Consider the following 11620-nt stretch of genomic DNA (forward strand, 5'->3'; position numbering starts at 1 on the left):
GAGCTCTCTGTGGACATTGGCGAAGAACGAGGCGACGGGAACCACGGTCACCGTTGCTGATGCGCAGCTCGACTTCAGAATAGGATATATCGGGACGGGACTTTTCGCGTTCGCTTTCCTGATCCTGGGTGCCGGTCTCATGTACGCCTCGGGTGAGAGTTTCTCCTCACAGGGTATCGCATTCGCTACACAATTGGTCGATCTGTACTCCACGACCCTGGGGGCGTGGATGCGGCCATTAGTAATGGTCGCCGTACTCACAACCATGGTGTCCACTTCCTTGACAGTCATTGATGGGTTTCCCCGGGCAATCGAGCGGTCGATCCACCGCCTCGTGATCCCGGTCGATACACCTGTTGTCTCGGCCGCACGGATATACTGGGCAGCCATCCTGGCGATGTGGATCGGGACGGTCGTCGTGCTCGCACTGTTCGTCCAGAGCCTCACGGCCATGGTAGACGTGGCGACGATCGTCTCGTTCGTGACAGCGCCGGCGCTCGGATACTTGAACCTCCGCGCCGTGCAGTCCGAGGCCGTGAATAAAGAGCATCGTCCGGGGCCTGCTATGTTGGTGCTCTCGTGGACTGGGCTCGTGCTGTTGGGAGGGACCGCTGCGGTCTTTTTAGTGTCGAAGCTCACGTGACCGTACACGCGAAGTAACACCCCTTGGGCTCGGGGTAGGTCCGGACGCCGGCATCGTTGCCACTGTCTTCCGTCTTTTTCCCATCGCCAATGCGTTTCTTACTTCATGAAGCCCACGAAGTAGATGCCGATGACATTATTGGCAGCGTCCCGGATCGGTTCATAGGCGGTAATGTAAGGCTTTCCAAGAATGGTCGCCTCTCCATAGTACGCTTTGCCCTTATTGATCATCGCAATCGCCGGCCCATTTGGGTCCAGGACGGTTCCGATCGCACGTGAACCGTCGTCCCTCTTGATGGTCGACGCTACGCTCACGTAGTCGCTTCCGTCCTTCACAAAGATCGTGGAGAATGCGCCGTGTTCCTTCGACACCTCGTCAACAACATCAAAGACGTTGTTCATCTTGATGTTGCCGAAATACAAGCCGGGAACACTCTTGCCACCAACAGGATACGTCCCTTCGATGTTGGGTGATCCTAACTCAGCCGTCTTCGCTATCAGAGCCGCCATGTCAGCCTTGAGTTTGTCCATCTGCTCTATCTGAGCGAGGCCGAGGTTCGGTATGAGCATCGAAATCGCTATAAAGAATCCGGCCGCAAAGATGCTGACGCAGAAGCTGTTCTGATTCATATCGCAAGTCTCCAGAAATGCTGCACGAGTCTAATGAAAGAAGTTAGAGCTTACAAATTCTCCCCGCCGCTACCTGGCCGTTGCTTAATCGGAAAGCCAAAATAGGTGTTCGCATGCGGCTCAGGCTCGAACGTGAAATGCCGCCTGTCCTTTCCGAAAATTCTACCCGGCCTGGACTCGCATCGTAAGACAGAATCATCCCATGATTGAGAGCGATGTTTTTGTGATCCTGTACGGCCTCTTGTGATTTCAGAACTTACAGCAGATTTCGCGAAAGCCATCGAGGCAGTGGACGCCGAGCATCCCGTCGCAACCAGCGTCAGGACAAAACGAGCCTATCAGCCTGGCATCGGCCCCCATACCGAGACACAGACACTCGCTCTTGTGAGACGAAGGCTAAGCGCTACTGAACCCGCAACATACGGCCAGATCGAAAGTGATGTCCCCTATCTCAATGCGCCGCGACAAAAATACGACTGGCTTTGGACGCTGCCGAGTGGCGAGCGTGTCTACATAGAAGCCAAAATGATGCGTCTGATGGGCCACAATGGGAAGCCCAACGATACCTTCGGGCGACCGCCCGGATTTCCACTGACCCCTTTCGGAAAGGGTCTTCCTTTTCCTGGCATGGCTGTTTTTCTCTATTCCCAGCGTGGTTGAGTAGCGAAGGGTCAAACAGGAGGTTGTCATGGCCGAGAAGACGACTTGGGACAAAGCGAAGGATTGGGCGAAACGCAATCCGACGGTAGCAGGCGCGATTACCGGCTTCGGTGCAGGGTTGGTGTTGCCGGGGTTGGGCAACCTGGCTGGACTAGTAGCCGGAGGAGTCGTTGGCTTTCTCGTTGGTCAGGAGCAAGACCGAAGAGAGATCAAGAACAAACAGATCGAGAAGCCAAGAAACAAAGAAGATGACCAGCTTGGACCGGAATGAGAGGAGGGCGTGGCTGCTCCTCACTGTGCTCAGCCTTATGTCTTTCACCAAGGGATAACCTAGGCGCAGCCAGTTACGTCCGTTTAGTGGGGATAAGCAGACATGCTGGCGAGCGCGCCTGACTTCCGTTTTTGACCCAAAGCAACCATCGGCTACGCTGAGAATCAGATGCGCTCACTCTGCTAAATGCTGTACGATTGCGTAGAAAGTGTTGAGGTCGAGTCCATTGATAACTTCGCCTTCGGACATGGGCTGTGACGACATCTTCACAACCGCAATATCTCGGCTCGGATCGACGTAAATCCACTGTCCGTGAATCCCGATGGCCATAAAGGCCTCTGCACCCGGCGTGTGCTTGACCCACCACTGAGCGCGGTAGCTCCATTCGCCCTTCGGATGCACAACACCGTCAGAATCTGGACCATTGTCGAAGGCTTCTATGCTTCCACCCTTTGCCAGGGCATCGATCACCTCAGTCTTCACGACCTGCCGGCCATTGAACTTGCCGTCGTTGATCATCATCATTGCGAAGCGGGCCAGATTGTACGGCGTTGCGTTTAGGCCACCGCCAGCAACGAGCGTCGCGTTCTTGTCGAGCAGCACATAAGTCTCCCCTTCAGTCCCCAGCTTGGCCCAAAGCTGCTCATACATCGCATCCTGAAATGACTGGCCGTTGACGCGATTCGTCACCCAGTTGACCACATCGGTCTTGGGCGTTTGGTAGTGGAAGATCTCGCCATGCTCATGGTCCGGGTCGATATCGAGCGTCACAAGGTAATCATACAAGTTGTCTTCATAGTCGATGTCTGGCAGTGGCTCGGTCCATCCAAGCGTAGCTCCATAGCGACGTATGCCACTTTGCGGATCTGCATAATCCTCGGTGAAGCTCATCGAATTTGTCATGTCGAGAACTTGTTCAACGGTGGCGTCGGCAAATGCTCCGGCGCTCTTGAGTTCAGGCACGTAGTCCACCACCAGATCGTCTTCGCCCATCTTGCCGTCCATCACGGCCATGAGGCCGAGGAGTCCCCCGAACGACTTCGTCACGGACATCATCTGATGTGGCTGATCCGCGTGCATGCCGTTGAAGTATTTCTCGTAGACGATCTTGTCGCCGTGAATCACGACGATGGAGTCCGTGTAACTTTCTTTCAGAGCCGTAGCTAAATCGACCGTGCCGCCGGTACCAGGATGCTTGACCTTCAGATAGTCGATGGAACCATCAATGCGTCGATCAATCGGGACGGCTTGATGCGCGGCTGGGATCGGCGCTGAAGGATAAATCAGCCGCATGTTCTGATAGGACCAGCGATTGAAGGGCGGCGTCAGCAGGGCATTGTCTTTGGTCACAAGCTTATCGGGTGGTGGAGGAAAACCTTGCATCAGCCCAAGCTCGTGATGTGTCGCAAACGGATCATCACCCTGGGATTCCGCATTTAGGACTGTGTTCGAGGTTCCTAAGGCTGCGACGAGGCCACCAAGAACAAGCACACGAGACATCACCGGACGCATGATTTCCACCAGAGATTAGCTAGGCTGGGCCGTTGAGGAACAAGAGGCTAAGAGCGGCAAGCAAACTTAGACCTGCGCGGCATCTTACCACCGGTGAATCGGTCTCGGCCAGCAGCCAAGGATCATCAGCGTATGCCTGTGTGTACCGAAAATCTCATCCGAATTTGTTCAGCCGAAGGAATCGCCTAACGTCAGGGCAGAATGTTAGCGCTGCTCCGCTTCTTCCTGGCTCTGATCGCCTTGCCATTCAAGTCGAGACGTCGTCTTGAAGCTGAGAAAGCGGTGCTGCGGCATCAGCTGATCATTTTGCGGCGTAGGATGCCGGGCCGGGCCCTTCTCGCGAACGGCGACCGCTGGTTCTTGGTCCAGCTGTACCGTTTATTTCCTTCTATTCTTCGCGTTCTTACGATCATCCGACCGGAGACGTTGGTTCGATGGCATCGGGCGGGCTTTCGCAGCTATTGGCGTTGGAAGTCGGGTGCGCGGGGAGGGCGGCCCCAGATCGACTCGGACGTTCGTGCGCTGATCAAGAAGATGAGCATGGAAAATTCGCTCTGGGGATCGCCGCACATCCACGGCGAACTCCTCAAGCTCGGGTTTGAGGTTGTTGCTCAGTCCTCTGTCGCCAAATACATGGTCAAGCGAAGCGGGCCACCGAGCCAGGGATGGAAGACGTTTCTGCGCAATCACGCACCAGACATTGCCGCCATGGACCTGTTTGTCATCCCGACCATCAGCTTCGATCTGCTGTATACGCTGGTCATCGTATGGTTGGACCGCAGAGAACTGGTCTGGGTCAATGTCACGGCTAGCCCGACGGCAGAATGGATTGCGCGTCAAGTCAGTGAGGCGTTTCCTTGGGAGGAGGCTCCGCGGTATCTCATCCGCGATCGGGATCGGATCTACGGCACTCTTTTTAGACGCCGGCTGCGAACCATGTGCATACGAGACAAGCCTACAGCCCCAGCCTCACCATGGCAGAATGGCTTTGCCGAACGGCTGATCGGCTCTATCCGGCGCGAGTGTGTCGATCATCTCATCGTTTTGGGCGAGGCGCATCTGCGCCGGGTCTTGCAAGCCTATGCTCGCTATTACAACAACATCAGAACCCACTGGTCGTTGGCTAAAGATGCACCGGTCTCTCGACCCATTCAGCGGACCGGAAGCATCAGGTCGCACGCCGTCCTTGGCGGACTTCATAACCACTACGTCCGGGTTTAGGTTTTCGGTATAGTCAGGAGTTCTCGCGTGACTTTCTGCGAGTCGCCAGAGCACGCTTCGGCTGAGGTTGGCAGCTTGGACAAAGAAAAAGCTTGCGGCCGCCCAGTACTTCCTCATGGATCTCGGCGTGGCACGTCCAGCAGTGGCAACCGCCACGAGAAAAGACGTGGTGACGATACTGGGCGCGTCTCATGCCCTGGGCTTTCGCCACCTTGACACGGTCAAGATCGTTAGTGATGCCGCCAGTGCGATACGCCTGCTGCGCAACGCTCAGGATACGACGTGCAAGCGTGCTCGCTTCGATAGCCGAAAGGTCACCTGCACGGCGGATCGGATGCATTCGCGCTGCGAAGAGGATCTCCGATCGTAAGTAGTTTCCAAGCCCTGCAACGAAACCCTGGTCGAGAAGCAAGGCATGCAGCTGCCGGCGCGCAAAACGCCGGTCCGTTATCCGATTCAAGATGACATGCTCGTCGACGTCCTGAGCGAGCACGTCGGGGCCCAACTTTGACAGGAATTGGTGTCGCCGGACTTGCTCGGGTGTAAGCACATCAATTTCCGAGGCGCTGTAGAGAAGCGCCGATTTATGGTTGTTATGGATCTCAAGGCGCAGGCTGCGGTTCGTTTTTGGCAGCTTCCTCTTGGAGATCACGTACCAGCGGCCATACAGCTGGCTGTGAGCGTAGACGCAAAGACCTCCACTGAATTGCACCAACATGGCTTTGCCATGGGTCTTGACAGCGGTCACGATTTGTCCCCGAAGACAATCCTCAAAGCGCATGAGGTGCGGAAAAAGGAACCGCACCTCGGTTACGACACGCCCACCGATGGCGCGCTCGATCCGATCGGCTACACGACGAATCTCCGGCCCCTCGGGCATAACACACACTCCCTACGCCGTGGTCTTTTCCGATAATCATATCCGGAAGTATTGATGGTGCAGTCCAGGCAGGATGGGAATGCTGGTAATGTCGCCACATCGCTGGATCGCTCGATGCATAGGCGCGTCCTTCACTAATGCCAAGTGAGTGCGCGCTTGATTGTAATACGCCGCATAGGCGGAACGTGCTGACCTCACCATTGACGTCCGCTAGGTGCCAATAGAGCACGTAGCGCTAAGTGACAACCGCATCAAACTCGTCCCGGATAACTTTCCGCCAAGGCATGTTTGACTTTATTCATTCCTCGAATTTCGACTCTATCCCGCGTCGTAACGCCCGCACGCGCGTGGAATCGGAGAGCTCGAGTATCAGCAGGCGCGGTCCCTCAAAGCTCTTGATGGTCCCAACCAGTCCGCCGGTCAACACGACCGTGTCACCGACTCGCAATGATTCAAGTAACTGTTCGTTTTCTCGAATACGTTGCAGTTGGGGCCTCAAGAGAAAAGCATACCCGATTATGAGCACGCCAAGCACGGCCAAGCCTTGTATGAGAATTTCCTGACCGATCATAACAATCGCTCCGGGTTAATAGTCTACGCGCTGTTTTTCGTTGTCGCCTGCACGCTTTTAAATGCCCAACGCGTACCAAAAATCCCTATCGCAATGAGCACGACATGAACCAAAATGTAGCCAGGAAGCCAAAATAGCAATCCGGCGCTCACACAAAAAATTGTGGACCAAAGCAGAGCTAGTACTACCATAAGCTGGAACCTAACGGTCTTCGGCAATCGGGCGAAGGCATTTGTATTCGGATCCATAATCGACTTCCAAAGACGCCCTGCCATCTGATTTCCTCTCAACACGTTTCTTTATTGCGATATGACCAACACTATCACGCGTATTGGTCAAAGCGCCAGTGATGTCATTGGATGAGCCGTCTCCCTCCTCTACGTACGCATCTAGCGATTGGATCACCTCGCGTGCCCAAAACAGAACGGCTGGGCTCGTTACACCTTAGAATTAGGTCTACTCAGACAATCATCAGGACGATGCTGCTGTAAAGTTTGCTCGCATCTCGCGCTACGTCACCACGCCTGGGCAGTTCCGTGTACGCGCTAGGATTTCCCTACTCGGGGGTCCTGAGTGGCAGCGTCAATTTCACCTCGGGCAACATAAGCTCGCTATCGGGTATACGAAACGACACCCGCTACCTCCAGTTCACTCCACCCGTGCAGCCCGGCAACTCCGGCGGTCCTTTGGTTGACGGTGAAGGGCACGTTTTAGGAGTCGTGACCGGTCGTCTTGCAGACATCGAAGTGCTGAAGGCGTCTGGCCCTCTCCCTCAAAATGTGAACTTTGCGATCCGCGGTGAACTTGCAAAGAGCTTTTTGAAGGCCAACAACGTAGAGCCCAAGGTGGCTCAGGGCGGTCACGATTTGAAGACCGAGGATATAGCGCAGGTCGCCGAGAAATTTACCGTGCAGGTCATCTGCGAGAGTCGAGGACAAGCCGTCGTAAAGCGCGGTGCGTACGATACGTATCAACCCGCACGAAGCAATTGATAAACGACGCCGGAACGCCAGCCTGGAGTGCTTCGTGGGTCGTTGCTCGTGCACCTTGCCTTGTCGATGCTGATGCTCGTTCCAGCATCTGCGCGCTGCCGGTCCGATGTTCTGGGTCGTGCCGCAGCGCTTGCCGTGGATGAGGCCCTGCCAGCGGCGATGCTCCCTTCTCAATCGGAAGCGCTTCCATACCTGCAGACCGCCACCCTTGATGAGGTATTTGCCGTCTGGGTTCTCGTGGATCACGAGTTTGGCGACTTCGTCGGCCCAGTAGCCGTCACCTTTCTTGTCGCCATCACGCCGACCATGCCGACTGATGAGGCGGTAGATGGCATTCTCGACCTTATGCAGCTTCTTTCCCGCACGGTATTCGTGCGGTAGGTGGAAAAGCATATGGCAGTGCTCGACGTCGGATTGCCCCCCTGACTGTCGCTCTCGTGCCCACACAGCGGCGAACCCGACACCCTGGCGACCGAGCCACTTGTCCAGACCTTCGCGGACCTTGGCGAAGAGCTTGCCATCAGGGTCATCACCAACGTCAGTGCAAGCCCAGTGGATAGTAAGGTGGGCAACCAAAGCCAAGCCAACCGATTTTGCGAATAAGACTGCTGCCATCATGTTCTCAGCCTGACGCATGGTGATGCGCTTGCTTGCGTGCTGCCGCTTGGACTTGGCCGCGTTTCGACTACGCGCTGGCTGTACCGATGAGGGGGCTGGAGTTGCTCTTGTTGCACCTATGGCCTGCACAGTCGCTCTCGCCCCACTTATGAACCACTCCCCTCCCACAGTGCGCCTAATCTAATAGAGAGCAGAGCGAGCTCTTGCGGATTGCTATTCGCCAGCATCGCAGACCACAGATGCCTTGGACGCCAAAGGCGAGGCTTGGTGTTCGCTGTGTGCTTGGTCCGTTCCAAGAACGTCCAAGTTTGTGTGATCGTTTTGGCGATCCCAGTCTGGGTGCCAGTCGGGGAGGGCGCGCACCTGCTGCAGCGCAACTTTGTCTACGCCGTTGTACTCCCGAATGCTCCTTAGCTGGCCTTGATCCGGCGAGCAGCAATGCTCGCGGATGCATCGGAGTAAGTCGTCTTTCGTCCGGCAGAAGGAGCGGTTGTCCCAGCCGGAGTTCTTGTCCCGCAGGTTGCCCTTCTTTTTCTGCAGCCTCCATTGCAGCGGATCATCTACGACCCTCCATCGCTCGTTGAGCTGAGCTAGGAGGCGATTTGAGGGGTGCGCTGGCCGGGGGAGGGTGCTGCCTGCTGTATCGGCGCTAGGCAGGGGTGAGTTGCGCTCGCGCGCCCGTTTTCCGAGCGTCTCCTGGACGCCGTTCGCGTGCTTTGCGGCGCTCGCCGGGGTGGTTTGGCGGGCATCAATCCGTTCCGACATTGTCCAAATTCCCTTTCGTCTCAATGCGGGAACGAAAGAGGAATTTGTCGGAATGCCCCTTGAGGGGACTAACGAGTCATTGGACTCTTAATCAGCGGGTCCAAGGTTCGAGTCCTTGTGCGGCCACCACTTCCCGCACTAGGCAGACCGTCAGTTCAGGTCTTCGGCGATGGCATCGATGGCGACCTGGGCACACTCCTCGTCTTGATCCCCCGTTGCGCCGCTGATGCCGATGGCCCCGACCAGCGTCTCATCGGCCTTGATGGGCAGGCCACCAGGGAAGGCCATCAGGCCCTCAACGTGAGCAAGCCCGGGCGTCCGCCCGCCCTTGCCGTCCTTCCCGTAAACGATGTCAGCGAGACCGCGCGTGGGGAATGGCAGCCGCGCGGAGCTGCGAGCCTTGTCCAACGCGATGTCGATGCTGCCGAGATAGGCGTTGGGCATGCGGCGGAAAAGAACGAGATCGGCACCGGCATCGACCACCGCGATGTTGAGGTTCCAGCCCTCTTGTTTAGCCTTCGCCTCACAAGCGTCCGCCATGCGCTTCGCCAACTCAAGGGACACGCTCGGGCGCATATCGAGGGCCAGCGCGTGCGTCGCCAGACTTGAACACAGCAGCAGAAACGCAGCGAGGGCGCGCGCGGTTTGATGCAACATGGGCTAACTCCTAAACTCAATCTGCGTTGTACGGAGTTTACCGGGCGGGAAGCATGATGTCCGCTCCCGGTAATTCCGTAGCGCTACGATCAAGCGTGTCTCGAAGGCGCCTGTCTCAAGAGCCGAGTTGTCCTTTACCAAGCAACCCCATGGGCAAGCTTATAGGTCCAGGGAAGATGGGCGTTGCGCCAGCCATTGGATTTGCGCGTCCCGTCTGGCGCTTTGTCGCCTTCGAAGCCTTCGACGAGGTTCCAGACGTTGGTGTAGCCGGCGTCGATCAGCTTTCGCGCGGCGAGCGCCGACCGCGAGCCGGACCGGCAGCTGACAATGATTGGATCGGTTTTCGTTTTGCCTTGCGCTGCGACAAATTCATCGACGTTGGCGACGAAGTCTTGATTGGCGGCCATCCGGTACTGGCCCGTCTCCGGGTCCACCTCACGGGTCGCTATGCCGACAGGAATGATCTTATCGACGCCCTCAGCATGGCCGATAAAGGTGACCTCGATTGGATCTCGAACGTCGATGAATAGGATGTCGGGATTCTCGGTTAGGGCCCGGTGCGCTTCTTGTGGAGTGAGGTAAAGGCCGAGGGGCGTAGCCTTGGCTGGCGTGACTGTTGCGGCGTCGACATCCGACTGAATGTTCGCCGGACCTGCCTTGGTGATGGGAGAGCCAAGCACCAAAACGGCAAAGCCCGCGCCAATCAACGTTCGAAGTAACATGGTTTCACTCCATCGGAACCTGCCGTTCATGAGCCGGCAGACTTGGTCGCCGTAATAGCAAGTACGGCTCGATCCATCTGTGACATGGGTCACACAGAGCGTCCAGTAGGCGGCTGCCTCATCCCCTCAATTGCCGAGGCCTGAGCCCAGATCCTCAAGCTCCTTGGTGCGCGTGCGCGTCACGTCAGCCAGGCAAGAGCCGACCAGCATGGATTCCATGCTCCCGCCCCGGGCCAGGAAGCCGTAAGCCTCGTGCGCTTTGTCGCGATAGGTGATCCAGGCGCGCTGCCCTGCGCGCAGCGCCTTCTCCGCACCTTTCAGTTCAGGCGGCAGGTTGGCGTCGGTCGCCTTCATCTCCGCCATCGCTGTCTTGTAAGCGGCGTTGAGGTTCGTGTCCGCGGCTTCGAAGGCGCGGGCTGCGCAGATGTTCATGTCCGTCTGGGTCTGCGGGGCGTTGCAATTGGTCTGGTCCTGCGCCGCCAAGGGGAGGGGAACCAAGAGCAAGGGAGCCAAGAGCAGGAGACCGAGAAACCCGCCGCGCCGCGTGTGCTCAAACATCAAGAACGCCTTTCCCGTCAATTTTCCGCAAAAACCATAATCGATCACCAAGACGTGCACGCGTCCAGGCGGAAAGCTCTTGAATGGCGAGGGGGCTACGCTAGGCTTCAGCGGTTCTCGAAGCGTGGAGCCTTCCAAGCGTGGAGTTCTGGATGCGAAATTTTGCAACACCATGCCTTGTCGCCGCGATGCTCGTTCTTGTCGGCGGGCTTGCGCGCGCAGCTGAGACGCCCGGCGGCGAGTTTGGCGGCGAATGCGTGATGGGCCTTGCGCTCGGCAAGGACATCCAGACCGACTGTTCGGTCAACATCGAATATCGGGGCAAGACCTATTGCTTCGGCAACGAGACGGCGCGGACGCTCTTTCTCAAACGCCCCGACGACTTTTTGCTCCAGGCGCACATCTATTACTCGAGCAAGCAAGAGGCGGAGACGCTGGAGTAGGGCGCCGCGTTCCGGCTACGACCCTTTCGCTTGGGTTTGTCCCTTGAACACCGTGCCATCGGTGTCGACGATCACCACATCGAGATCGTTCGCCTCGCCTTTGCCGAAGGTGAAGCGGAAGTTCGGGTTGGTCGAGATGGAGAACGTTCCGTCCATCTTGAACACCAGCTCACCGTCGCGCATCACGGTCATCTCCTTGACGTAGCGTGCCGGGATGAACTTCGCGGTGTTGATGTCGAGCTGCATGCCGTTGTGGTTCGGGTGCCTGATCATCACCTGTCCCGACCAGATCGGGTTGGAGTCCAGGGCCGGTGTGAAGGTGCGCACGATCGTCTTGCCCATGTCCACCGTGTCGGCTTCCGGATCCTTCGCCTGCATGGCGGCGCAGCCGCCGGCAGCGGCGAGGAACTTCGTGGCCATGTGCAGACTGCCGTCCTCGGTCTCCAGCACCGCGCGCACATGAGAGAAATTATCGATC

The 11620-nt window shown here is 57.2% G+C and carries 14 protein-coding genes and 1 pseudogene; 6 read left to right on the forward strand and 9 right to left on the reverse strand.

Going from position 1 to position 11620, the window contains the following annotated elements; translation table 11 throughout:
• Positions 1–643: hypothetical protein (locus AC221Y_RS13120; RefSeq protein WP_486707481.1), on the forward strand; the 643-nt coding region annotated here is incomplete at its 5' end.
• Positions 644–741: 98 nt separating this feature from the next.
• Here the strand turns inward: AC221Y_RS13120 and AC221Y_RS13125 are convergent.
• The gene (locus AC221Y_RS13125; RefSeq protein WP_486707482.1) at positions 742–1272 is read right to left on the reverse strand and encodes a Cache 3/Cache 2 fusion domain-containing protein; all 531 of its coding nucleotides are present in this window, start codon (positions 1270–1272) and stop codon (positions 742–744) included.
• A gap of 243 nt (positions 1273–1515) precedes the next feature.
• Between AC221Y_RS13125 and AC221Y_RS13130 the strand changes: the two genes are divergently transcribed.
• Positions 1516–1932 (forward strand): hypothetical protein, encoded by a 417-nt coding sequence (locus tag AC221Y_RS13130; protein ID WP_486707483.1) that lies wholly within the window; start codon positions 1516–1518, stop codon positions 1930–1932.
• A 28-nt stretch (positions 1933–1960) separates the two neighbouring features.
• Positions 1961–2203: a hypothetical protein gene (locus tag AC221Y_RS13135; RefSeq protein ID WP_486707484.1), complete on the forward strand. Its 243-nt coding sequence runs from the start codon at positions 1961–1963 to the stop codon at positions 2201–2203.
• Positions 2204–2377: 174 nt separating this feature from the next.
• On the opposite strand, the gene AC221Y_RS13140 is transcribed toward AC221Y_RS13135, so the two are convergent.
• The gene (locus tag AC221Y_RS13140; protein ID WP_486707485.1) at positions 2378–3586 is read right to left on the reverse strand and encodes a serine hydrolase domain-containing protein; all 1209 of its coding nucleotides are present in this window, start codon (positions 3584–3586) and stop codon (positions 2378–2380) included.
• 330 nt (positions 3587–3916) lie between these two features.
• Between AC221Y_RS13140 and AC221Y_RS13145 the strand changes: the two genes are divergently transcribed.
• The gene (locus tag AC221Y_RS13145; RefSeq protein WP_486707486.1) at positions 3917–4936 is read left to right on the forward strand and encodes an integrase core domain-containing protein; all 1020 of its coding nucleotides are present in this window, start codon (positions 3917–3919) and stop codon (positions 4934–4936) included.
• 13 nt (positions 4937–4949) lie between these two features.
• Here AC221Y_RS13145 and nei read toward each other — a convergent pair whose 3' ends face one another.
• Positions 4950–5816, reverse strand: coding sequence for an endonuclease VIII (nei, locus tag AC221Y_RS13150; protein ID WP_486707487.1), 867 nt, complete (start codon positions 5814–5816; stop codon positions 4950–4952).
• A gap of 298 nt (positions 5817–6114) precedes the next feature.
• On the reverse strand, positions 6115–6387 hold the full coding sequence (gene yajC, locus AC221Y_RS13155) for a preprotein translocase subunit YajC (RefSeq protein WP_486707488.1): 273 nt from the start codon (positions 6385–6387) through the stop codon (positions 6115–6117).
• A 536-nt stretch (positions 6388–6923) separates the two neighbouring features.
• Between yajC and AC221Y_RS13160 the strand changes: the two are divergent.
• A pseudogene (locus AC221Y_RS13160) lies at positions 6924–7046 on the forward strand (hypothetical protein); the annotation flags it as partial.
• 51 nt (positions 7047–7097) lie between these two features.
• On the opposite strand, the gene AC221Y_RS13165 reads toward AC221Y_RS13160, so the two are convergent.
• The 4 genes from AC221Y_RS13165 to AC221Y_RS13180 all read right to left on the reverse strand — a co-directional run bounded on the left by AC221Y_RS13165 (position 7098) and on the right by AC221Y_RS13180 (position 10747).
• On the reverse strand, positions 7098–7997 hold the full coding sequence (locus AC221Y_RS13165; RefSeq protein ID WP_486707492.1) for a hypothetical protein: 900 nt from the start codon (positions 7995–7997) through the stop codon (positions 7098–7100).
• A 915-nt stretch (positions 7998–8912) separates the two neighbouring features.
• Positions 8913–9419, reverse strand: a complete 507-nt coding sequence (locus AC221Y_RS13170) for a GlcG/HbpS family heme-binding protein (RefSeq protein WP_372928242.1) — start codon at positions 9417–9419, stop codon at positions 8913–8915.
• A 134-nt stretch (positions 9420–9553) separates the two neighbouring features.
• Positions 9554–10141 (reverse strand): rhodanese-like domain-containing protein, encoded by a 588-nt coding sequence (locus AC221Y_RS13175; protein ID WP_372928243.1) that lies wholly within the window; start codon positions 10139–10141, stop codon positions 9554–9556.
• Between the two features lie 126 nt (positions 10142–10267).
• A complete protein-coding gene (locus AC221Y_RS13180) occupies positions 10268–10747 on the reverse strand; it encodes a lysozyme inhibitor LprI family protein (RefSeq protein WP_486707491.1) in 480 nt (159 codons plus the stop codon).
• A 92-nt stretch (positions 10748–10839) separates the two neighbouring features.
• On the opposite strand from AC221Y_RS13180, the gene AC221Y_RS13185 reads away from it, so the two are divergent.
• Positions 10840–11142 carry a hypothetical protein gene (locus tag AC221Y_RS13185; protein ID WP_486707489.1) on the forward strand — a complete coding sequence of 101 codons (303 nt, stop codon included), beginning with the start codon at positions 10840–10842 and terminating at the stop codon, positions 11140–11142.
• A 15-nt stretch (positions 11143–11157) separates the two neighbouring features.
• Here the strand turns inward: AC221Y_RS13185 and AC221Y_RS13190 are convergent.
• Positions 11158–11620 (reverse strand): thiosulfate oxidation carrier complex protein SoxZ (locus AC221Y_RS13190; RefSeq protein ID WP_486707490.1); only part of this gene is annotated, 463 nt, incomplete at its 5' end.

It is taken from the genome of Boseongicola sp. (assembly GCF_057460485.1).